At 71.0% G+C, this 23,123-nt stretch carries 12 protein-coding genes and 1 pseudogene; 5 read left to right on the top strand and 8 right to left on the bottom strand.

Annotation, left to right across the window (positions count from 1 at the left end; genetic code table 11):
- Nucleotides 1-292: 292 nt before the first annotated feature.
- The 4 genes from HNQ79_RS12790 to HNQ79_RS12775 all read right to left on the bottom strand — a co-directional run bounded on the left by HNQ79_RS12790 (nt 293) and on the right by HNQ79_RS12775 (nt 14,227).
- Nucleotides 293-11,212 carry a non-ribosomal peptide synthetase/type I polyketide synthase gene (locus HNQ79_RS12790; protein ID WP_185030099.1) on the bottom strand — a complete coding sequence of 3,640 codons (10,920 nt, stop codon included), beginning with the start codon at nt 11,210-11,212 and terminating at the stop codon, nt 293-295.
- The gene (locus HNQ79_RS12785) at nt 11,172-12,458 is read right to left on the bottom strand and encodes an MFS transporter (protein WP_185030097.1); all 1,287 of its coding nucleotides are present in this window, start codon (nt 12,456-12,458) and stop codon (nt 11,172-11,174) included. Before HNQ79_RS12785 ends, HNQ79_RS12790 begins: the two co-directional genes overlap by 41 nt.
- Nucleotides 12,459-12,511: 53 nt before the next feature.
- The gene (locus tag HNQ79_RS34765) at nt 12,512-12,793 is read right to left on the bottom strand and encodes an ABC transporter permease family protein (protein WP_373312538.1); all 282 of its coding nucleotides are present in this window, start codon (nt 12,791-12,793) and stop codon (nt 12,512-12,514) included.
- A gap of 156 nt (nt 12,794-12,949) precedes the next feature.
- The gene (locus HNQ79_RS12775; protein ID WP_260421623.1) at nt 12,950-14,227 is read right to left on the bottom strand and encodes an FAD-binding oxidoreductase; all 1,278 of its coding nucleotides are present in this window, start codon (nt 14,225-14,227) and stop codon (nt 12,950-12,952) included.
- 478 nt (nt 14,228-14,705) lie between these two features.
- Here HNQ79_RS12775 and HNQ79_RS12770 point away from each other — a divergent pair, with 478 nt between their 5' ends.
- The 5 genes and pseudogenes from HNQ79_RS12770 to HNQ79_RS12750 form a co-directional block, all read left to right on the top strand.
- Nucleotides 14,706-15,275 carry a TetR/AcrR family transcriptional regulator gene (locus HNQ79_RS12770; protein ID WP_185030354.1) on the top strand — a complete coding sequence of 190 codons (570 nt, stop codon included), beginning with the start codon at nt 14,706-14,708 and terminating at the stop codon, nt 15,273-15,275.
- Nucleotides 15,276-15,348: 73 nt separating this feature from the next.
- The gene (locus tag HNQ79_RS12765) at nt 15,349-16,527 is read left to right on the top strand and encodes a GDSL-type esterase/lipase family protein (protein WP_185030093.1); all 1,179 of its coding nucleotides are present in this window, start codon (nt 15,349-15,351) and stop codon (nt 16,525-16,527) included.
- A 144-nt stretch (nt 16,528-16,671) separates the two neighbouring features.
- Complete coding sequence (locus HNQ79_RS12760; RefSeq protein WP_185030092.1) at nt 16,672-17,145, top strand: hypothetical protein; 474 nt, start codon at nt 16,672-16,674, stop codon at nt 17,143-17,145.
- 301 nt (nt 17,146-17,446) lie between these two features.
- Nucleotides 17,447-17,926 (top strand): alpha/beta hydrolase, encoded by a 480-nt coding sequence (locus HNQ79_RS12755; RefSeq protein WP_185030090.1) that lies wholly within the window; start codon nt 17,447-17,449, stop codon nt 17,924-17,926.
- 139 nt (nt 17,927-18,065) lie between these two features.
- Nucleotides 18,066-18,176 (top strand): annotated as a pseudogene (locus HNQ79_RS12750) (RNA polymerase subunit sigma-70); the annotation flags it as partial.
- An 87-nt stretch (nt 18,177-18,263) separates the two neighbouring features.
- On the opposite strand, the gene HNQ79_RS12745 reads toward HNQ79_RS12750, so the two are convergent.
- Genes HNQ79_RS12745 through HNQ79_RS12730 form a run of 4 tightly spaced genes read right to left on the bottom strand, consistent with a single transcriptional unit; the run spans nt 18,264 to nt 23,020 of the window.
- Nucleotides 18,264-19,265: a GNAT family N-acetyltransferase gene (locus HNQ79_RS12745; RefSeq protein WP_185030089.1), complete on the bottom strand. Its 1,002-nt coding sequence runs from the start codon at nt 19,263-19,265 to the stop codon at nt 18,264-18,266.
- Entirely contained in the window at nt 19,262-20,515 is a 1,254-nt protein-coding gene (locus HNQ79_RS12740; RefSeq protein WP_185030087.1) for an MFS transporter, read from the bottom strand. Before HNQ79_RS12740 ends, HNQ79_RS12745 begins: the two co-directional genes overlap by 4 nt.
- Entirely contained in the window at nt 20,512-21,762 is a 1,251-nt protein-coding gene (locus HNQ79_RS12735; RefSeq protein ID WP_185030085.1) for an ATP-grasp domain-containing protein, read from the bottom strand. The genes HNQ79_RS12740 and HNQ79_RS12735 overlap by 4 nt, the downstream gene beginning before the upstream one ends.
- A gap of 4 nt (nt 21,763-21,766) precedes the next feature.
- Entirely contained in the window at nt 21,767-23,020 is a 1,254-nt protein-coding gene (locus HNQ79_RS12730; protein WP_185030083.1) for an ATP-grasp domain-containing protein, read from the bottom strand.
- Between the last annotated feature and the right edge of the window lie 103 nt (nt 23,021-23,123).

The following is a 23,123-nucleotide window of genomic DNA, read 5'->3' as shown; positions in this document are numbered from 1 at the left end:
CGGGCCCCCGGGTCGGTGCACGCGCGACGAGGCTGTTGGTGCAAGCCGGGTACCCGGTACCCCGATCATGAATCGGCACCTCCGGGCCCGTGCATGGTGGCTCCGCAGGTTTGCAGGAACCGCAGGGTGCGAAGATGTTCTGCCCGCGGCATCCACCCCTGCACGAGCCACCGCCTCCCCCGCCCCGAGGCATGAGCGAGCTGACCGGCATCTGCATCCGCGCCGCGGCCGGCGAGCTGTGCCTGCCTCGTCTGGGGGCGCGGGCCGGTCGAGTCGTCGTTGCAGTGTCCTTTCAGGACAGCAGATGCTGCAGAGAGCGGTCGGGGTCCTCCGTGACTTCGTGCAGGAGTTCGGTGAATCCGTTGCCCCACTTCTCGACGGTCGTACGGGAGAAGAGGTCCGTGGAGTACTCGAAGGTGACGGTGATGGCGTCCTCCCCGGGCACCACGACGGCATACAGCTCGTTGCGTGCCACACCCGAGGAGGGGAGGCTCCGCACGGATGCCGACACCGACCGCAGGTCCAGAGCGGGTGGCGGTGTGGTGACCACGGTGAACAGCACGGTCGGGAACAGGGAGTCCCCGGTACCGGGCGCGACCAGCTCGACGACGTCGGTCAGCGGCAGGTCCTGGTGGTCGAGGACGGTGAAGAGCGTCGGCCCGAGCCCGGTCACGAGGTCGGCGAAGGTCGTGGCCTCACCGAGCCGGGCCCGCAGGAGGACCGCGTCGCCCAGCAGCCCGACCACGTCCGCCCGCTCCCGTCGTGCGCGGTTCGCGCTCGACGCGGCCAGCACCACGTCCGCCGGGCCGCCGCACAGTCCGCCCAGCCAGGTGGCGAACGTGGCGGCCAGCACGATGTACGGCGTCGTGCCCAGGCGCGTGGCAGTCTCCGCGACGCGCCCGGGAACCGGCCCGTCGATGACCCAGGTGTGCAGCGCGCCCCGGCCTGACAGGGTGTCGGGGCGTGGCCGGTCGTACGGCAGCGCCGGGCGCAGCGGTACGCCGTCGAGTTCGGTGTGCCAGAACCGTTCGAGCTCGGCCCGGCGTCCGCCGTCCAGTTCGTGTTCCGCACGCGCGCAGTCCGTGAACTGCACGGCGGGCGCGGCCGGTGCGTTCACGGTGCCGTGGTGCCGGGCGTTGTAGAGCTCCTGCAGTTCGCGCCAGATGACGCCCATGGACCAGCCGTCGCAGACGGCGTGGTGGAACACGGTGACCAGGACCCAGCGGCCCGGTGCGAGCCGCGCCAGCCGGAATCGGAACAGCGGTGCGCGGTCCATCGCCAGCGCGCGGGCGGCCTGATCCGTGCACCATCGCGCGACGGCCTCTTGTGCGTCGGCGTGAGCGGTCAGGTCGTCGACGGGGAGTTCCACCGGTACGTCCGCCAGCACTTCGACGACGAGCCGTCCCTCGCGCCGTACGGCCCTGCTGCGCAGTGCGTGGTGGCGTCCCACCAGCTCCTTGAGGGCCCACGTGAGCGTCCGGGGGTCGAGGCCACCGTGCAGGTCGATGCGGTGCGCGACGTTGTAGACGCCCGGGTCGGCATGCTCGTGGTGCCGGTGCCACAGCCTGCGCAGGGTGGAGGTCACCGGCGCCGTGTCCGCCACCCGCTCGGCGGGCGCGGGGCGTTCGCCGTGTGCCGCGACACCTCGGATGGTGGGGTCGAGGAAGAACCGGGCCATGGACAACTCGACGTCCAGCTCGTCCGCCATGCGGTTCAGTAGCCTCATCGCGCTCAGCGAGTGACCGCCGAGTTCGAAGAAGGAACGGGTCACCGGCGTTTTGGAGGTGCCCAGTTCGTCGCACCACAGCTCGTGCAGCGCCTTCTCCAGGTGGGTGGTGGGCGGTGCGTCGGGGTGCCCGCTGTCGGCGTCGGCCCCGGGGCCGGGCTCGGGCAGCCGGTCTCTGTCCAGTTTGCCCGAGGCGTTCACCGGGAGCCGGTCCAGGCGCACCCAGTGGCGGGGCACCAGGTGGTCGGGGAGCCGCACGGCCAGGGCGGCGCGGAGCTCGCGGAGGTCGTCCGTCGGCGGGGCGGGAACGACGTAGGCGACGAGTTCCCTGTCGCCGTAACGGTCGCGGCGTGACACCACGGCCGCATCGCGTACCCCCGGTAGCGCGCTGAGCGCTCCTTGCACCTCGGCCGGTTCGACGCGGTGACCTCGGATTTTGACCTGCTCGTCGACGCGGCCGCAGTACTGGAGCGAGCCGTCCGTACGCCAGCGCCCGAGGTCTCCCGTCCGGTACAGCGGCGAGTCCGCGTCGCGGCGGAACGCTGCGGCCGTCTCCGCGGGCCGTGCGTGGTAGCCGTGCGCGACCGGCGTGCCGCCCACGTGGATCTCGCCGACGGCTCCCGGGGGCACTTGTCTCCCGGCTGCGTCCAGCAACAGGATCCGGGCTCCCGGTATGGGCGTGCCGATCGGCGGCAGTTCCTCGCCGTGGGGGTCGACACGGTGGGAGGTGACGATGACGGACGTCTCCGTGGGGCCGTACTGGTTGTACAGCGCGCACCGCGGGTGCCCGGCGAGGAAGCGGCGGAAGGCGTCGGTCAGTCGCAGTGCCTCGCCGGCCGAGAACAGCTCGCGCAGGGCGGGCAGTTCGGGCCCGGTCTCGATCAGGTACCGCAACGGAGTGCTGGGCATGAAGATCCGCTCCACCCCGTGGCGGCGGGCCGTCTGCGTGACGGCCATGGGGTCGTGCCGGACGTGGTCGTCGATCAGTACGAGCGCCGCTCCGGAGCCCAGCGTGGTGAAGATTTCCTGCACGCTGACGTCGAAGGCGGCCGAGGTCCACTGCAGGGTACGCAGTGGGGGGTGGCGGTCCAGGTGCCCGCGTACGAGGTTGACGGGGCCGCGGTGCGGTACGACGACGCCCTTGGGAAGGCCGGTGGAGCCCGAGGTGTAGATGCAGTACGCGGGGTCCTCGGGGCCCGGTCCGTCGGCCGGGGGATCCTCCGCGAGGGCGGTGTCCGCGTCGTCGAGGAGCTGGCGGGGCAGCCCGGTCGCGAGCTGTGGATGCCCGGCGAGAGCGGCCTCGGAGGTGAGCAGCAGCACGGGCGCGCCGTCGTCGACGAGTGCCGCGAGCCGAGGGGTGGGAACGGAGGGGTCGAGGGGCAGATAGGCGGCTCCGCTCTTGAGCACGCCCAGCAGGGCGGTGATCAGCTGCGGGCCGCGCGGCAGCAGCAGTGCCACGCGTTCGCCGCGTGCGGCTCCCCGTTCGCGCAGACGTCGGGCGAGTGCGTTGGCGCGCATGTCCAGCTCGCGGTAGCTCACGCTCTGCGCGTCGCTCATCAGGGCGACGGCGTCCGGTGTGCGCCGCGTCTGCTGCTCGAACAGGCCGTGCAGGGTGTCGGTGACGGCGGGCGGCGGCTCGTCCAGATGTCCCAGCCCGGCCAGGAGCGTGCGGTCGGCGTCGGTCACGGCGGTCAGCTCGTGCAGCGGTGCGCCGGGGTCGTCGAGCGCGCGCCGCAGCACCTGTTCCACGGAGTGGACCAGGCGGCGTACGAACGGCTCGTCGAAGAGGGCCGTGTCGTACTCGACCATGCACCGCACGCCGGCGCGGTGGTGCGTCAGGTAGATGCTGAGGTCGAACGGGGCGCGTGCACTGGGCACGTCGAGGAGCGTGGCCGTCAGCCGGGGCGGGTCGAAGGTCACCTCGCTTTCGTTCTCGTACTCGACCATCACCTGGAAGAGCGGGTTCCGTCCCGGGTCACGTCGTGGGTTGAGCGCTCCTACCAGTTCGTCGAACGGCACGTCACGGTGTTCGTACGCCGCGGTGCTGGCGGCCCGCACCCGGTGCAGCAGCGTCGGGAAGTCCGGGTCGCCCGTGAGGTCGAGCCGCAGGGGCACAGTGCTGAGGAACAGGCCGACGGCATGTTCGGCGCCGGTGGGCCGGTCGGCTACCGCGGTGCCGACGACCACGTCGTCCTGTCCGCCGAACCGGCTGAGCACCGCTGCGACGGCGCTGGTCAGCGCCATGAAGGGGGTGGCCCGGTGCGCGGCGGCGAACGCCTTCACTCCGCGTACGAGTCCGGCGTCGAATTCGTAGGTGAGGGCGGCTCCCGCACCGGTTCTGACCTCGGGACGTGGCCGGTCGGTGGGCAGGGAGAGGTCCGCGGCCCCGCTGAGTTCCTGCCGCCAGAAGTCGAGGGATCCGGTGTGGTCCGAGGGACGGGCGGGGAGCACCTCGGGCAGGGGCGGCATCTGCGGTTCGCCGTGCGGGAAGTCGCGGTAGAAGGCGGCGAGGTCGCGGACCAGCACCGCTGTGGAGGAGGAGTCGAAGGCGATGTGGTGGACCAGCAGGAAGAGCAGGTGCCGCTCCTCCGACAGACACAGCAGCCGGGCGGTGATCAGCGGCCCGTCGCGCAGGTCGAGGTTCCCGTTCGTTTCGTCGTCGAGGGCGGCGCGCAGGGCCTCTTCCTCCGTGGCTCCGGTGCGGTCGACGACCGGACACTCGATCGGTATGTGGTCGTGGGTCTCCTGGTAGGGGATTCCGTCGGTGTCGCGGAAGACGCTCCGCAGGGCCGGGTGCCGGGCGGCGACCCGCTGCAGTGCCCACTGGAGCGCCGGCACGTTCAGCCGGCCGTCCAGGCGGATCGCCTTGGGCTCGTGGTACATGGCGGTCCCGGGGTGCAGCTGCTCCAGGAACCAGATGCGGCGTTGTGCGGGAGAGAGCGGCGACCGCGTGGGTGCGGGCGCCGCTTCCTTCCCGGCTCGGGGGGGCGTCTGTGACCGGTGGCGGACCCGGTCGAGCACCGGCAGAGCGGCGAGGACCTGTTCCTTGGGCACGCCGAAGTCCACGAAGCAGGCGATCTCATCCGCTCCCGCGTCCACCAGTCGGCGCACCGTCTCGGCTGCCGTGTGCTCGTCGCCGATCAGGGCGCGTGAGGCGCAGTAGCGTGCGTAGGCGCGCTCCAGCAGGAACTCCACGTCCTCCTCGGGCGTGTTGTCGAGGTCGGCGCTGAAGCCGAGGCTGTTGGTGACCTGGTCGAAGAGGGACAGCGAGGAACGCAGGTACGACACGAACGGCCGGAACGCCTCGGCGCGTGCGCGGGCCGGGTCGTCGGTGAGGTAGGTGTGCACCAGTACCACGACCCGGCCCGTGGCGGGATCGAGTCCGTGCTCGGCGCGTGTGCGCCGGTACAGCGCGATGTTCTCCGCGAGCTGCTCGACCGTCTGCGTCATCAGGTTGGTGACGACGCCCAGGCCTTCGGCGGCTGCGCGGCGGTAGCTGTCGGGGTTGCCCACCACAGCCACGTACAGGGGCAGCTGTTGCTGCACGGGGCGTGGATGCAGGCGTATCTCCACGGGTTCGCCGTCTCCCGCGGTCGTCCGCAGGGGTTGCCCCGACCACAGGTGCCGTACGGTCTCCAGCTGCTCGTACATCACTTCGCGGTGCCGGCCGAAGTGCTGGGGTGCCAGCGCGAAGTCGGTGGCGTGCCAGCCGCTCGCGACGCACAGGCCCGCTCGTCCCCCGGAGATGTTGTCCACCACGGACCAGTCCTCGGCGACCCGGACCGGGTGGTGCAGCGGGAGGACGACCGAACCCGCGTGCAGCCGGACACGGCTGGTACGGGAGGCGAGGGCGGCGGCGAGCACGGAGGGGTTGGGGAAGAGCGCGCCGAAGGAGTTGAAGTGCCGTTCCGGGAGCCACAGGGCGTGGAAGTCGTGCTCGTCCGCGAACGTCGCGGCCTCCATGATGAGCGCGTACTTGTCGTGGTCGGTGTCCTGGGGGTAGTCACCGAAGAAGTACAGGCTGAAGTCGGTCCCGGTCCCGGTCTCTGTCCCGGTCCTGATGGCGGACGCCGGATCGGCAGGGGCCGCGCGGGGGGCCGGTACGGAGAGCGGAGCCGCGGTGCGCGGCGGGTGAGCCGGTGCCGGAACCGCCGCGGGTGCCGGGGCGGACGGGGGTACCGGGGCGGGTTCGGCTGCGGGGGCGGGAGGGGTGGTGGGCTGGAGGATGTCGAGTTGGCGGGAGATCACACCGGCCACCTGGTCGATGAGCTGTTCCGTCAGTTGCAGCTGCCTGTTGAACAGCTCGTGCAGCTCCGCGGGTGCTGCTGCCTGAGCAGGTGCGGGAGCTGCGGGCTCCAGAGGGGGCACGGGCCCCGCGGGCCCATAAGCGGGCGCCGAAGCCGCGGGCTCAGGAGCTGGCGCCGAAGCCGGGGGCTCAGGAGCGGGCGCGGGTTCCTGTGCCAAGTGCGGCTGCTGCCGGTCCTCCCCCTGGTGCGGCTCCGCGGGGCCGGCCATCTCCCCGCGCAACCGCGCCAGGTGTTCGGTCAGGCGGCGTGGAGTGTCGGCCGAGGAGAACAGCTCCCGTACGGGGATGCGTACTCCGTACCGTTGCTGCAGTTCCGTCGTCAGTCCCATCAGGGAGAGCGAGTCCGCGCCCAGGTCGAAGAACGAGCTGTCGGGTGTGACATCGGCTGCGTCGCTGCCGAGCTGGTCGGCGGTCAGCCTCCGCACTTCGGCGAGCAGGTCGTCCGGGGCTCCGGGCTCCTGGGGGGCGGCCGGTCGCTGCGGTGCGCCCTCCGGTGCCTTCGTCGGCGGCGCGGCCCGGTAGGGCACCTGGCGCCGCCGCAGCGGGTGCCCGGGCAGGGGCACCCTGCCTCCGCCGCGATTGACCGCTCGCCAGTCCAGTTCGGTTCCCCGGCAGTACAGCGAGCCCAGGGCCGTGAGCAGCCCGGCCAGTTGGTCAGCCGCCCCCGTGCCCGATCCCTGGCCGCTGAGCCAGCGGCTGTCCGGCCGGCAATGCCGGCCGATGCCGGTGAGGACGTGTGCGGCACCGATTTCCAGGAAGTCCTCGCACCCCTCCCCCACCGCGGTGGCCATCGCCAGGTCGAAGCGGACCGGCTCCCGCGCCTGGCGACAGAGGTACGCCGTGTCGGGCGACCAGCCCGCCGGGCGGAGCCGGCCGTCGAGCGCGGTCACCAGGGGGGTGTGCAGCGGGCCGAACGCCACACGTTCGGCATGGGCGCGGAAGTCCCCCAGCGCGAGTTCGACCGAGGCCGAGTGGAAGGGCTTGTCGACGGGCAACGCCTGCCATCGCACGCCCTCCCGGTCGAGCAGCCGCACCGTCTCCGCGATGGCGTGCGGCGGCCCGGAGATCACCTGGGCGCGTGGGCCGTTGACCGCGGCCAGTTCGGCTCCGGCCGCTTGGGCCAGGGCCTGCGCCCGGGCCGGGTCGGCGACGACCGCGAGCATTCCGCCCGGTGGGCACGCCGAGTGCATGATCCGCCCGCGCCACGCCGTGAGCCGCAATCCGTCGTCGAGCGTCAGGGCGCCGCCCGCGTACAGGGCCGCGAATTCGCCCACGCTGTGGCCGAGCAGCAGTGCGGGGCGGACCCCGGTGGCGCGCCACACCTCGACCAGCGCGGCCTGGTGGGCGAACAGGGCGGCCTGTGCGGTCTCGGTGGGCCAGACGTCGTCCTCGGCGCCGGACTCGTCGAGCAGCAGTGGAAGGAGGGAGTCGCCGAACTCGGCGGTGTAGATCTCCTCGCACCGGTCGAGGGTCCGCCGGGCCGCCGGAGAGGCCGCGTAGATGCCGCTCGCCATGCCCCGGCGTGCGCTTCCCTGTCCGGAGAACGCGAAGGCGAGCGGGCGGGGTTCCGCTGCCCGCGACGGGGCGTCCCGCACGTGGCCGGGCTCGGACGGCTGCGCGTGGGCGTCGAGCGCGTGGGCGAGTTCCGCCGCCGTCCGGCCGACGGCCGTAATCCGTACCCGGTGGTGCGGTCTGCCGAGTGCCATGGTGGCCGCCACATCCGCGGCCCCGAGTTCCGGCTGCCGCCGCAACCGGTCACGGAGCCTGCCGGTGAGTTCGGCCAGGGCGTGTGCGTCGCGGGCCGACACCGGTACCAGTACGGGCAGTTCGGCACCGTCCGCCAAGTTCGCGGCCGGTGCGGGGGCCTCCTCCAGCACCACGTGGGCGTTGGTGCCGCCGACGCCGAGCGCGCTGACTCCGGCCCGGCGCGGCACGCCCTGCCGGGCGGGCCACGGCTGCAGTTCGGTGGCCAGGACCAGTGGGCCGCCTTCCAGGCGGAGTTCCGGGTTGGGGCGGGTCAGGTGCAGCGTCGGGACGAGGGTGCGGTGCCGCAGCATGAGGACCGTCTTGATCAGACCGGCCATCCCCGCGCAGCTGTCCAGGTGGCCGATGTTCGGCTTCACCGATCCGACGGTGCAGAACGCCGTGCGCGGCGTGCCTTCGCCGAGAGCTCTGCCGAGTGCCTCCAGTTCCACCGGATCGCCGAGACGTGTGCCCGTCCCGTGCGCCTCCACATAGGTGATCGTGTCGGCAGGGACGTCAGCCCTGCGCAACGCCCGGCGTACGACCTCGACCTGCCCGGCGACACCGGGCGCGGTGAATCCGACCTTGCCCGCGCCGTCGTTGTTGACCGCGGAGCCCAGGATGACCGCGTGCACGGTGTCGCCGTCGGCCAGGGCACGGTCGAGCCTCTTGAGCAGGACGACCGCCACACCGTTGCCGCCCACGGTGCCGTCGGCCTCCGCGTCGAAGGCTCGGCAGCGTCCGGTGGGCGAGAGGATGGAGCCCGGGTGACTGCGGTAACCGGTCTCCTGGGGGAGGTGCACGGCCGCGGCTCCTGCCAGGGCCAGGTCGGCGTCGCCGCTCAGCAGCGCCTGAACCGCGAGGTGCACGGCCACCAGCGACGTGGAGCAGGCGGTCTGGACGCCGATGGCGGGGCCGGTGAGCCCGAGCCGGTAGGCGGCCCGGGTGGCCAGGAAGTCGGGCTGCTGTCCGATCGCGGCCTGCATTCCGGTGGCCGGGTCGGCGTCGTCGTCCGCCACACCGGTCATGGGCGGGTGCTGGTGGTCGTAGAGGTTCATGCCCGTTCCCGCGAACACCCCGACCCGGGTGCCCGGTTCGGTGGCCGCGTAGCCGCCGTCCTCGAGCGCCTCGTGGCAGCACTCCAGAAACAGCCGGTGGGCGGGATGGGTGAGCCCGGTCTCCTTGGGGCTCATTCCGAAGTGGTCCGTGTCGAAGTCCTCGACGCCGTCGAGGACGCCGGCGACCGGCACCAGGCCGGCGCGGTGCTGCCGCGAGGAAGGGCCCGCCGGTGCGGAGTCAGCCAGGTCGAAGACGCGGACGCTGTCCACGCCGTCGCGCAGGTTGGCCCAGAACTGCTCCGCCGAGTTCGCTCCCGGGAAGCGCAGCGACAGTCCGACGACGGCGATGCGCTGCTCCGCGGCACCCGCCGGGGCGGTGCCCGTGGCCGCGGGCCCGGTCGCCTCCGGGGCGGCCGCGGTCAGATGCGCGGCGAGCGCGTCGGCCGTGGGGTGTTCGAAGAACGCGGTCTGGGCGATGGTCCTCGCGAGCCGTTGCTCCAAGCGGGACCGCAGGCGTACGAGGAGCAGCGAGGTCAGGCCGAGTTCGTAGAACGGCACGCGCGCGTCCACCGGGCGCCCCAGTACGGCGGCGACCTCCTCCTGGACGATCCGGGCCGTGCCGACGCGGTCGGCGCCGGCGGTGAGGGCGGCGACGCTCGGGGTGTCCGGAGTGCCCCCGGCGACCAGACGGTCACGGAGCTCGGCGCGGCGCACCTTTCCCGCGGGGGTCCTCGGGAACTCACTCCGTGGGACGGGGAGGACGTGGCCTGCGGTGAGGCGCAGGCGGGCGAACAGCACTGCTCTCACCTCCCGTGCGATACGCGCGTCGTCATCCGCGTCGCCGTGGCTCGCGAAGAACACGGCGAGTTCTTCGGTGCCGCTGTCCGCGTGCGGGATGCCGCAGGCGGCCACTTCCCCCTGCCGGACGCCGGCGACGGCAGTCGCGGCCTCTTCGACCTCGTGGCAGTAGACGTTGTGCCCGTTGAGAATGATCATGTCTTTGCGCCGGCCGGTGATCACGACCTGTCCGCCGTCGAGGAAGGCGAGGTCGCCGGTGTCAAGCCACTCCCGCCCGGCGGGGAAGGCCTCGGCGTCCGCCTCCGGGTTGTTCACGTAGCCGGGGGTGAGCCGAACCGCGGAATGCACCTGGAGGCGGCCGATCCTGCCCGCGGGCGCGGGCTCACCGCGGTCGTCCACGACACGCAGGGTGACCCCGTGCGCGGGCGAGCCGGCCGCGACGAAGGTGACACAGTCGTCCTCCGGGGTCTGTTCGCCGGCCCGGACCAGGTCGCCGCCGAGGCTGCTCTTGAGCAGGCGGTGTACGCTGCCCTGCTGATCGAGCCGCCCGTAGGTGACGGCCGTGACCGTCTCGGCCATCCCCCACACCGGCACGATGTGCCGGTCCCGGATCCCGGACGCGGCGGTGGCGTCGAGGAAACGGCGCAGCACCGGAAGCACGACCTGTTCACCCCCGCACACCAGGGTCTTGACGCCGCTGAGGTCCCGGTGGCCCTCCGGGCGCTCGGCGAGCGCGTCCGCGACGAGCCCGTAGGCGAAGGTGGGCGCCCAGCTGTGCTGCGCCCCGTGCTCCTCGATGAGGTCCAGCCAGCGCAGCGGCTGGGCCAGAACCCTCTCAGTGGGCGCGTGAACGTTGGTGCACCCCACGAAAACCGCGAGCAGGTGGTAGAGCAGGAACGCGCCGCTGTGGTCGACCGGAAGCCAGTTCACCATGGTGTCGTCCGGGCGTACGTCCAGAATGCGCCTGCTGCTGGCGGCGAAGTCCGCCAGGCCGGCGTGGGTGAGCTGAGCGGCCTTGGGCACACCGGTGCTGCCCGAGGACAGCATCAGCAACGCGACGTCGGAGCCCGCCGGATCGATGTGGTCGTCCGCGGGTGACGCCTTGGCGCAGTCCCCCGCGACCACCACCCGCAGTGGAGGAGCAGCGTGCGCCAGGACCTCCGCTCCGGCCGCATCGCTGACCACCATCGGCCGGTCCAGCGTCACGGAGGCGTGGAGAAGGCGTTCCAGCGCCGGGGAACCCGGCGTGGCACGGTCGGCGATGGCGACGGGCCGGGCACCGCCGAGCAGGCAGGCCCAGAAAACGGTGAAGAACTCCGCGAGGGGCAGGCCGCACAGCACCACCGTGTCTCCGGCCCGCACCCCATGCTCCCGCAGCCCGGTGAGCGTCCGACGGGCCTGCGAGAGCAGGGCGGGGTACGGCAGGGAGGTCGTGGAACCGTCGGGGGCGACGGTAACGACACCCGCGCCGGAGGCCGAGTGCGCGGCACGCCGCAGCGCGTCCAACGCGTTCCGCGGGTCGCCCTCGGTGTGTTCCGGCTCAGGCCCCCGGCAGAGCGCCTGTCCCCGTACGCGTTCCATGCGTGTCCCCTTCTTCTTCACTTGTGAACGGCGGCCGGGCCCTGGAGGGGCGGCGGAGCGTGAACAGCAGCAGTACCAGTGACCCGCACATCGCCGCACCGTGGAAAGCGCCGACGACCGTGAGAGCGGGCAGCGCTTCGAGGGCCGCCGCGGCCAGCACGGCGCCCAGCGCGAATCCGGCGGTCTCCGCCGTGGCGGACAGCCCGAACAGGCGGCTGCGCTGCCGGTCGGGCGCGGTCTGCAGGCGTGAGGTGTAGACGATCTCGGTCCAGCCGTCCGCGAACCCGGCCGCCGCCGCGGCCAGCATCAGCGTCGGCGCGGCCGGAGCGGCGAACGCCGCCAGGAACGCGAGCGACATCGCGAACGTACCCACCGCGAAGGCCCGTTCGCCCCACGCCGACCCGTGCCGGCTGCGCCTGAGCACGAAGTGGGCGGTGAGGGTGCCAACGGCCCATGCGACCCAGAACTTGGTCATGAACACGGCCGGTTCGGACGGAGCCGTGGAGTGCGCGACCAGGGGCAGCGCGACGTTGTGCGACGAGGAGGCCAAGGCGTCGACGCCTCGGAGCATGATCATGCCGAGCAACAGGGCGGGCAGACCGGCCATCGCGCGCCACCGTCGTGAACCGCGATCGTCGCGCTCCCGCTCGGCGCTTTCTTGAACGTCATCGCCGTGGTCGCCGTCCGTACGCGGCCGGAGCACCAGCAAAGCGACCGCCGATACCACGAAGCTCACGGCGTTGACGGCGAAGGCGGTGGCGAAACCGCCTGCTGCGATGACCGGGGCCGCCGAGGCGAAGCCCAGTACGGTGGCTATGGACCGTGCCGTGACCAGCAGCCCGTTCGCCCGCGTGCGGCTCTCCTGACCGACCATCGCGGGTACCGCGCTGCGCAACGCGACAGTGAAGAAGACGTTCCCCGCGCCCAGGACGACGGCAGCACAGCCGAGCAGCCACGCCGGCGTACTGAAGGCGCACAGGGCCAGCACGGCCATGACGGCGGCCTGCGCCACATCGGCGCCGATCATCACCGGCCGACGCGAGGTCCTGGCCAGCAGTGCCCCGGCGGCGAGGCCGGCGAGCGAGCCGGCGAACAGGCGTAACGCCAGTAACATGCCCACGCCGAAAGCGGAGCCGGTGACCTCGTAGGAGAACAGACTGAGAGCGATCAGGTTCAGGTAGTTGCCGTAACCGGACACCGCGTAAGCGCACACGAGCGCACGGAACCGCCGGTCCGGACCAGCCACATTACGCCCCCGCCACGTACGCACTCGATCACCAGTTCTGATCGAGGATCATATCAAGCACCTTGGATCCTGTGTGGCGGCCCGTACAGCCGACCCCACGGGTCCGAAACCACACCGGGAAGAGCGGCCGGAAGCAGGATGGGGCGCACTGCGACGGCTCCCGTCGCCCCCATCGAGCGGCCTGCCCGCATCAGGAGTGGCGGCACCCGGTCCAGCGCGCCCAGGACTCCGGTCGCCACGGAGGGAACAGCGCCGAGAAGCACCACCATGTCGACCGCGCCGCGCGAGGTGCCCAAGCAGATCACGGCGATGGGCACCAGGACCGCGGTCGGCAGCGAACTGGAACGCGCTCAGTACGGGGGCGACGGGCACCCGCGGGAACCCGAACCGGTGGACCTCGTCACCGTCCTCGGGTACATACAGGACCACGGAAGGACTGCACTCCCCGGCCTGGACCGCTGGTTCGACAAAGTACCGGCCTCGCCCGCGCCTCACGCGGGCAGGGAACCGGTGTCCACGGTCCCGGTGGGGAGCGGCGTGGCAACGAAGACGGAGTCCGGGTCGACCGCAGCCTTCACGGCGAGCAGGCGTTCGGTGTTCGGTCCGTAGGAGTTCGCGACCTGGTCGGGGGTCTCCGGCCCCAGGAAGTTCACGTAGCCGCCCGGCAACGAGAACGGCTCGAGTGCCGCGTGCACATCTTCCAGCCAGCGCAGGTGCGGGGACCTGCCGTCGCCGGCGTCTGCGTTGTCCTCGGCGCCGTTGTCTTCCCACAAGGAGATGAGCTCGACCATCAGGTGCGGTTCGCGTCGGCCGAAAGCCGTCGAGCCGAGAGCAGGACGGGTGGCAGCACCGTGGAACTGATGCCACACGATCGCGGAGAACGGTGAGGTGAACTCCCGGGCTGCCCCGTCCAGGACGGCCGCGATGGGGCCGGAGATGCTCTGGACGGTCCGCGTGCGGAGCGCGCCCCTCCGCCCGGGTGGGAACATGGCGTCCGTCGCGGCCAACGCCGCGGAACGTGCGACCGGTCCCACCTCGGCGAACACGGGTGTACCGAGCTTGGCCAGGGCACGCACCGGTCCGTTCTCGGCGTTTCCCACCGTGAGGTCCCCCGACCAGGTCGGTGCGACGTACACCGTCGGCCGACCGTCCGGGCCAGGAACGAACACCACGTCCACCGTCAGTTCGTCCGGACCGCCCTGAAGGATCTCACCGAGGCCGGCCAGGATGTCGGCACTCCGGAACATCGGGTACAGGATGGTTCCCGACACCACTGTCGGTACGGGGTGCAGACGGATCCGCGCCGAGGTCACGACACCGAAGTTGCCGCCGCCCCCGCGCAACGCCCAGAAGAGGTCGGGGTGATGTTCGGCGTCGGTGATCACCCGTGAGCCGTCGGCCAACACGACTTCGGCGCCGAGCAGGTTGTCGGCTGCGAGCCCGAACCGGCCTATCAGGGGACCGTACCCGCCGCCGAGTGTGAGGCCGACCATGCCGACGGCGCCCGCCGTGCCGGTGACGGCAGTCAGGCCCACCTTCTCGGCGGCGGATACGACGTCGGACGAGAGCGCCCCGCCACCCAACGTCGCGCAACTGTTGTTGCTGTCGATTCGGACTTCCCGCATGTCGGTCAGATCGAGAACCAGCCCGCGTCTCCACGAGCTCCTGTCCGATTCGGGCGACCCACGGTGACCGACCGCTCCGACAGCTCCACCGGTCACCTGAGGTGATGCCTGCGAGAGGGAGCCGAACTTCGTCGGGCTGCCCATGGCCATCGGGGCCCCGGCTGTCCCTGTCGTCTGCCCCTCGCACAGGATCACCGGCACCTTCCTGTGACGATCCTTCCTGTTGCAGCCGGAGATCCGGGTGGCCTCGGTGTCCGGGGTGAGCCGCTGTGCCGGGGTGCCGGGCTCTCACCCATCTCGACCCGCCCATATGGGCCACGGACGCAGTGATCCCGCGGCCCTCGCCCTACTCGACCCAAGCCGGATGGGCACAGCGATACGAGTGGTGGCCCATGCTCAAGCGAGCACGACCTCCTCGGGCAGATCGCGGTCGGGTCGGCCGCTCCCCCGGCATCCACGGTCTGCCGACCGTGACGCTCGTCCGACGCTCCGGGCGCCCACGCGCGCGGCACACAGAAAGCCGCCATGCCGCGTCCGCCAAACCTTAGGGAACTTTCGATTTGCCTATAGCTTGTAGGTATACCTATATTGCCCGTAGGCATATTAAGGACAGGTGATGGTTATGGTTCGGGCAGGACTGAACCCGGAGCGGCTGACGCTCGCTGGTGCGGAACTCGCCGATGAGGGCGGTTTCGACCAGGTGACCCTGTCCGCGCTCGCCCGGCGTTTCGACGTGAAGCCGGCGAGCCTGTACGCGCATGTGAAGAACTCCCACGACCTCAAGACCCGGATCGCGCTCTTCGCCCTGGAAGAACTCGCCGACCGGGTCGCCGACGCCGTGGCCGGGCGCGCGGGCAAGGATGCCCTGACGGCCTTCGCGAACGCCTACCGGGACTACGCCCGGGTGCACCCCGGCCGGTACGAGGCTGCGCGGTACCGGCTCGACCCGCAGACCGCCGCGGCCAGCGCCGGCGTCCGGCACGCGCAGATGACACGGGCGATCCTGCGTGGCTACGACCTGGCCGAGCCGGACCAGACGCACGCGGTCCGCATGCTGGGCAGCGTCTTCCACGGCTACGCCTCCCTGGAGGCAGCCGGCGCCTTCGACCACACCGACATCGCCGCGCAGCAGTCCTGGGCCTGGGCCCTGGACTGCCTCGACACCGCGTTGCGGAGCCGGACCACCCCCTGACCGGCCACGTCACCCGCGCCGGGCCTGCCCGTGCCGGCCCGGCACCCACCCCTGAACGTGAAGGCTTGAGGCAATGAGCACCGAACAGGAACTGATCACCATTCCCCTCACCGCCGACTTCCTGCGCGGTCACCTCGACGTGGAAGAAACTGCCCACGGCCTGCTGCCGCACAGACTGCCTGCCTGGGCGCGCCGCCGGATCCCCGACGACCTGCTGGCCATGGCCGAGGTCCAGCCCTCCGGCGTCCGGCTGGCGTTCCGTACCAGCGCCACCACCATCCTCCTGGACACCCTGCCGACCAAACGCGCCTACCGGGGCTTCCCGCCCCCGCCGGACGGCGTCTACGACCTCCTGGTCGACGGCCACCTCACCGCCCAGGCCACTGTGGACGGCGGGAACCTGCGCACCGTCACCGACATGCGCACCCAGACCGCGGAATTCACCCCGGGCCCCGCCGGCACCGCCCACTTCACCGACCTCCCCGCCGGCGAGAAGGACATCGAGATCTGGCTCCCGCACGCGGAGATCACCGAGGTCATCGCCCTACGCTCCGACGCCCCCGTCGAGCCGTCCCCGAAGACCGGGCGCCGGGTGTGGCTGCACCACGGCAGCTCCATCAGCCACGGATCCAACGCCGTCTTCCCCAGCACCATCTGGCCCGCGCTGGCAGCCTCCGCAGGCGATGTGGAGCTGGTCAACCTCGGATTCGGCGGCAGCGCACTGGTCGACCCGTTCATCGCCCGCGCCATACGCGACACCCGCGCAGACCTGATCAGCCTCAAGCTCGGCATCAATGTCGTCAACAGCGACGCCATGCGCCTGCGCGCCTTCGCCCCCGCCATCCACGGCTTCCTCGACACCATCCGCGAGGGCCACCCCACCACCCCCCTGCTCCTGGTCTCCCCTGTCCTGTGCCCGACCCAAGAGAACACCCCCGGACCTCTCATGCCGGGCCTCTCCGATGGAACTCTGAAATTCAAGGCCACCGGTGACCCGGCCGAGACCGCCGCCGGACGGCTGACGCTCACGATCGTCCGCGACGTCCTGGCCGACATCGTCGAGCAGCGGTCCACCGAGGACCCCAACCTCCACTACCTCGACGGACTCGACCTCTACGGCGAGAGCGACCACGACGAGTTCCCCCTGCCGGACGCGATCCACCCCAGCCCCGAAGGACACCGCCGCATCGGCGAGAACTTCGCCAAGCACGTCTTCGCAGACAACGGGCCCTTCGCCCTCACACCTGGCTGACCCGTATACCCGCGGCCGGCGGGGTGAGCGCGATGGCCGGCTCCCCCGTACCGCACCACTCCGCAGGCGCCGAGGCAGCCGGTCCGGGACCGGAAGGCGGTTCCCGGCAGGTCTATCGCCAGGCCGTCACCTGATTCACGCGGTGTGGGGGCCTCGCTCTACCGGGACGACCGGCACGTGCAGGGCTCCGACATGCCGGTCCGGTTCCCGCTCGGAGCGGACAGCATCGAGGTCGCCGCGAGCAGGTACGGCATGCGGCGGATCCACCTGATCAGCGCGGACGGCAGCCAGCGGCGCCTCGATCCCACGTCGGGGACGCCCGAGCACTGGCGCGCCCAGTTCTCCCGCCGACACCCCCGGGGCGGGCGCGCCCTCGCCGCCTGCGCCGTCATCGTGCTGATGACGAATCTGATCCTTTTCGCCCCGCAGCTGCTCGACCTGGTCACCCACCTGCCGCTCTGGGCTGATCGCTGCACCCCCTTCGCCTCGCCCGTCGACCTGCCTGCATGGGCGAACACGGTCCTCACCGTCACGGCCGGCCTCGCGGGGATCGAACGAGCCCTCACCTTCCGCCATCACCGGCTCCTGGACGCCGAGACCGACGGGAACGAGAGCTGACACCCCGCACCGACCGGTCACGCTGACGCCCTGCCGACCACCTCAGCGCCCCGGCCGAGAACGGTCCGTCAACCACCGCCGCTCCCCCGCGCACGACCGCGGCCCGAGGAGAAACGCATGCGCCCAGACCCTCGATCCCGATACCGCGAGACCGTGCTCAGCGCGGCCGGCGCGGCTCTCCTTCTCCCGCCTGAGCGTCTGGGACGTCTGCCTCGGCATCAGCGGCGGACTGTACTCCGAAAAGAACTGGCCCGACGTCATCTCCGCCCTGACCGCGCTCGAAGCGGGCAACGCCGACCAGATGCTCGCCCTGCGCGACACCTTCTACGCCCGCACGGCGGGCGGCTCCTACGGCCATGACTTCGACACGAACATCGCTGTGCGCTGCATGGACTCATCCCGTCCGACACCGGAGGAACAGACCGCGCTCGCACGCAAGATCGGGAAGGCCGCCCCGATGTTCGACCTCGACGTGTTCACGGCGGGCACTCACCACAGCGAATGCGAGGCGTGGCCCGCGGCGCCGACACGCGACGAACCCTGGCTCGCCGATGTCGGAGACCTCCCCGAGACCCTCGTCCTATCGGTTACCGGCGATCCTGCGACACCGCACGAGGGCGGCATCGCGATGGCGCGAGCCCTCGGCGGAAGCCTGCTCACAGTCGACGGCAAGCAGCACGGCGCCTACCTCCTCGGCGGCAGCAAGTGCGTCGACGACGCGGTCAACGGATATCTCCTCGACCTCAAAACTCCGCCCAGGGGCACTCGTTGCAGCCTGTGACCCGCTCGACTCCGGCGGCAGCTGCCCCGGGTGGTACTGGTGACTCGCGGGACTGACCCGGCAGGTGACGGCGTACGGATCGAAAGTCACGCGTACGCCGACAGGCTCACAGCCACCACCCGGGTCGGTCTCCTGGCCGGAACGGTCTTTGGAGGAGCGGCTGCCCGATCCAGTGATCAGCCGCGCCGGTTTCGACGGGGCCGGCCCCGAGCAGGAGGCACTGCTCGCGGACTCGGTGGGACTGGCTCTCTGCTGGTGATGCCGGAGGCGTTCGAGGACTGACTCCTCGATGGCTCGCCCCGCTCCGACGACCGCGTCCTCGGGGCGGGGGAAGACCTCACCGGTCGACCACCGCGTACAGGCTGGATACCGTGGCACCGCGACGCCGCTTGGCCTCGATTGCCGTCATGCCCGCGTGCAGGGCGGTCGCGCCGTGGGCGTAGGCGTCTTCGATGGGCAGGTAGTACATGAGGTTGAAGTACAGGTGGGGGGCTGGGTGCTGCCGGTCGACGGCGACTGCACGGATCCACGTCGTGGCCCCGTAGTGGTAGTACAGGCAGACCCCGATCATCCGCTGCCCGGCGTAGGCGGCCACCACACGTGCTGCGCTGCCCATCGCCGACGCCTGCCGCTTCAGCAGTGCGGTCATCGCGTCGATACCGTCCCGGTCGTGTCCGTGCTTCTCCTGATGTCCGGCGAGGAGAACCCCGGTGTCGTGGAAGCAGTCCGCGAGCACCTGATGGCGGACATCGAGTCCGGCCGCGGCGAAGGCACGGCGTTCGCGGCGTATGCCGACGCGGCGCTGCGAGGGCAAGGAGGCGATGTAGTCGTCGATGCCCGTGCCGGGTAGGGGGATGAGAGCGTCATCCTCCAGGCAGACGGGCTGTTCGGGGTAGAAGGGGGCGAGCTGGGTGGTGGCCGGGGTGGTGAGGTAGGGCCACCAGTGTGTGGTGTGGTGCCGGTGCGAGAAGTGGCGTGCGGCGTTTCGCAGGAGGATGAGGCAGGCGTCGCGTTGTCCGGCCCCGAGGTCCGGGGCGGTGAGCGGGGTGTTGTGGTAGCCGCGCCGCGCCCCGGCGATCACGCGGGGACGCAGGTGTTCGGGCAGAACGGTGCCGGGCTGGTAGTAGTCGTTCGGTTCGTCCCGCACCAGGTAGAGGGGTGCGGCGGCGAGCAGGCTGCCTTCGTGGTCCCGTACGAGCGCATACGCGCACGTGGCGGTGGGGTCTTCTTCCTCGCCGGAGAGCCACCGGTGGGAGAGGTAGAAGCTGGCCGGCCGGGCGAGGTGCTCCCACTCGGCGGCGGGAACAGCATGGATGGATTCGACGATGCTCGTGATCAACGGGGCTTCCTCCGGCGATGGCGGTTGGGGGCTTTCAGAGCGGGCGCGGCGAACACGGCGATCAGGCAGGCGGCGGCTTCGACACCCCACGGCAGGAGGGGCCCGGCTTCCAGCAGCAGAGCGAACAGGGCGGGAGCTGCGACCATGCCGATCGCCCACGAGAACTGGTACAGGCCCTGCGTGAATCCCCCGGCAGCCTCGGGTGTCAGGCTCACCGACAGTTCACTCAACGCAGGGCCGAGGAGAATTTCCGCCACGCTGAACAGTGCGATCGCGACCACGAGAGCCGCCCAGGCGGTGAAGGCGAGGCGGGGCAGCGCGGGCAGCGCGAACGCCCCCATTGCCATGGTCATGATCAGGTATCCGGCCACCACGGCGCGGCGTGGCACCTTCGGCGCCACGTGCGCGGTGACGACTGTCGAACACCCGGAGATGATGACGGTGTTGATGACGAACAGCACACTCGCCGCCGACGCGGGAAGCCCCAGGGCGCGAGTGGTGTAGAGGGCGATGAGCACGGCGAGGATGGCCTGAGCGAGGACATAGGGGATGTTCACGGCCACGAGCAGCAGGTAGCGGCGCGAGTTGTCCGCCCGGGTCACCAGTGCACTCGGCGATGCGTCCTTCGGTTCCGGTGGAGTGGTGGTAAGGGCGGCGAAGCAGGCGGCGGCCAGCAGGTAGGTGGCGGCATCGACCGCGATCATCCACCACAGGGAGCCCTTCCCGAACACCGTCAGGGCCCCCGCCGCGGCGGCGGACCCCGCGGCCAGGCCGATGTTGCGCAGCGAGCCGGTGAACGCGAACCACGACCGGCGTTCCTCGGGCTCGGTGACGTGGATGATCAGGGTGCGCTGCGCGGTGAAGTACATGTTGATCCCTGCCTGCACCAGCAGGTACACGCCGACGACGTGCCAGAGCTCGCCCGCGAGCAAGAACAGGGCGAACCCTGCGGCGGAGAGGATGTTCGCCCACACGACGACCCGTTTCGGTCCCACACGGTCCATGAGGCGTCCGGCGAGGAACGTGACCGGCAGCGCGATGGCCTGCCCCGCTGACATCGCCACGCCCACCTGCCCCAGTGGCAGGCCTTGCACGTCGGTGAAGTACAGCAGCCCCAGCGGCAGGAGCATGCCGTTGCCGACGGAGTCGATCAGGTTGCCGGTGATGAAGAGGCCGTGACCGCGCAGTACGGGAACGCCAAGGCGGCTTGCGGTGCGGGAGCGGCGGCGAGCCTCGGTGGCCACGCTCATGGGCTCAGCAGCGAAGCGATCTTGCCCACGGCATCGGCCGCGGGGAAGCCGGTCGAATCGTGCAGCTCGGTCAGGGCCTTCACGGTCTTGTCTTCGTCGCCTTCGGCGAAGGTGACCACGACGATGTCGCCGTGCGAAGCACCGTCGATGACCAGCTCGTGCGCGGTGACCACCTCGACGTGTTCCCGAAGCCCGGCCACCACCGCCGGGGAGATGCGGCCGTCGGCGAGGAACTCGATCGCCCACCCGGTCCGTTGCACCATGCCGCCGGCAAGGGGAAGGCCGCGGGCCATGCGGGCGAGGGAGGCAAAGGTGTTCGTGCCCGACGCGGCGCACGACAGGGTGGTGGCGCCTCCGATGCGCGGGTTGATCTCCAGGATCACGAACTGGCCGCCGGTGTAGACCATATCGACGTTGACCGACCCGGTGACCCCCAGGTGGGCGCACAGGGTGACCAGGGTGCGGGCCACTCCGGCGAACGCGGCGTCTGCCTCCACGCGGGGTCCGCACCAGCGCAGATCGGCGAAGGTGAACACCGGCTCCGCTCCGGCTCTTCCCGTCCAGCACAGTGGTAAGACCTGGTAGGAACCGGGCCGTCCCACGATGTCCACACTGCACAGGTCACCCTCGACGACCTGTTCCACCACCGCCGACGCCTCCGGCCAAGACGCGAGGTAGGAGTCAAGATCGGCGGGTGAACGCAGGGTACGGATGCCCATGCTGGTCGAGTCCCACACGGGCTTCGCCATCAGCGGATAGCCGATCTGTTCGGCCTGCACCCGTAGCGCGTCCCGGTAGCCGGGCACGAGCAGACCCCGTCCCGCCAGCAGATCGGAGTCGGCACGGAACCCGTCCGGTACCTTCAGCCCGGCCTGCTTGCAGATCTGCTTGGTCTCCCACTTGTCCACCAGCAGTATCGTCGCCGCGAGCGGTGTCATGATCGTCGGGATGCCCGAGGCGTCCAGGAAGGCCTTGGCTGCGGCGTCACGCAGCGCGTTCTCGCATGGCAGCGAGATCGACACCGCCGCATCCGCTTCCCAGGCGGCGACCGCGTCCGCGAGCTCCCGCGGGGTCACTCCCCGATCAAGCCGTTCCCGGTACCCGGGGAAGTCGTCGTCACCCGCGCTGCCACTGGTGTAGAACAGGCCGGCCTCGACCCCGTCGGCCGCGAGCCGGCCTATGGCTTGCTGGATGTAGGGGTCGGCGCGCTGGATGCCCACCGACCGCATGAACGCTATCTTCCGCACCTTCTCAGCTCACTTCCACTCGGGAATGGGCGGCGACCTGATCGGCCAGCTCGCGTGCATGATCGACCGTTGCCGCGCGGGCCACCACATGCCCGATCCGGCAGGCCGAATCCGCCGGCTCAGGCACCGTTTCGCCGGGTCGAAGGTGCAACTCGCTGTGCGTACCTGGCGTTTCGGGGATGTCCACCCGGCGCAGCACGCCGCCGCGCTCGGGCAGCAGGAACCGGATCGTCGCCGCGTCGGTACGGGAGGCGACGGTGTCGGGAACCCGGCCGAGTACGGCCTGAAGGTAGGCCACGGCTTCCCTCACGCCCGTCGCGGCCTCGACGATCTCGCAGAGGTTGTCCCCCGGCAGGCGGGCGCCGGTTTCGATCACGTACGGGGTCTCCGCGCCTGGGGGGATCTTCACCTCCGTGTGCGCGATCCCGTTGCGCACGCCGACGGCGAGCGCTGCCCGCGCCGCGGTGTGCTGCACCGTCCTGGCGAGCGGCGAAGCCAAACCGGAGGGGCAGGTGTGCCCGGTCTCGATGCGGTACCGGCCCTCGGTGGTGTCCTTCCTGACGATCGGCAGAGGGTAGGCGACCCCGGCCGCGACCACGGTTTCGCACGAGTACTCCTCCCCCGGGATGTACTCCTGCACCAGAGCCCGCGTGTCGAGTTTCAGGCCGTGCGGGAAGGCGTGCGTGTACTGCTGGGCCGCGCCGACCGCGCAGGTGAGCTGATCCGGGCCGTCCACCACGGACACACCCCATGAGCCGCCCTGCTCCGCGGGCTTCACCACCAGCGGCCAGCCCAGCTCGTGTGACCGCGCGACCTGATGCGCCTCGGCCGCATCGTGTACGACCGCCCAGCGGGGGGCGGTGATCCGGGCGGCGGCGAACGCCTCGCCCATCAGGATCTTGTTCCTGGCCGCCCACGCCAGCAGAGGGTCGTTGCCGGGCAGGCCGACCCGCTCAGCGAGTAGTGCGGCAAGCGGGGTGAACAGCTCGAAGCAGGCGGCGACACCCGCAACAGCGCGGTGCCGGCAGAAGACTTCCATGTCTCTCAGCGCCCTTTGGGTATCCGTGAGATCCGTCGCACACACCTCTGCGAAGGCGGACCGCAACCAGCCCGGGTAGCCGTCGTAGATGTCCTTGTGAGTGGCCGCGTACAAGCGCAATCCCAACTGGTCAGCGGCCTCGACGAGGAAACGCCCCGCGTTCCCCATCGGTTCGATCACCAGCACTCCCGGCCCGCGCGGGCCCGCTCCGAATGTCATTCCACCAGCAAAGCCGCGGGGGGAAGGCAGGGGCTATGGGCCTGACCGACGAAAACAACTAGCCGCTCAGCAAGCGGTTTTGGAGAAAGGTCCAGTCAACTGG

The organism is Streptomyces candidus (genome assembly GCF_014207445.1).
Lineage (GTDB): Bacteria > Actinomycetota > Actinomycetes > Streptomycetales > Streptomycetaceae > Streptomyces > Streptomyces candidus.
Note: the sequence above shows the minus strand (reverse complement) of the source record. Positions and strands in the feature narration are given on the sequence as shown.

What these genes read in the sequence shown, in the direction of transcription:
- HNQ79_RS12790 (WP_185030099.1), bottom strand. Translation starts at nt 11,212, where the DNA reads ATGGAACGCGTACGGGGACAGGCGCTCTGCCGGGGGCCTGAGCCGGAA.
- HNQ79_RS12775 (WP_260421623.1), bottom strand. Translation starts at nt 14,227, where the DNA reads ATGGGCAGCCCGACGAAGTTCGGCTCCCTCTCGCAGGCATCACCTCAG.
- HNQ79_RS12770 (WP_185030354.1), top strand. Translation starts at nt 14,706, where the DNA reads ATGGTTCGGGCAGGACTGAACCCGGAGCGGCTGACGCTCGCTGGTGCG.
- HNQ79_RS12765 (WP_185030093.1), top strand. Translation starts at nt 15,349, where the DNA reads ATGAGCACCGAACAGGAACTGATCACCATTCCCCTCACCGCCGACTTC.
- HNQ79_RS12755 (WP_185030090.1), top strand. Translation starts at nt 17,447, where the DNA reads ATGCTCGCCCTGCGCGACACCTTCTACGCCCGCACGGCGGGCGGCTCC.
- HNQ79_RS12740 (WP_185030087.1), bottom strand. Translation starts at nt 20,515, where the DNA reads ATGAGCGTGGCCACCGAGGCTCGCCGCCGCTCCCGCACCGCAAGCCGC.
- HNQ79_RS12730 (WP_185030083.1), bottom strand. Translation starts at nt 23,020, where the DNA reads ATGACATTCGGAGCGGGCCCGCGCGGGCCGGGAGTGCTGGTGATCGAA.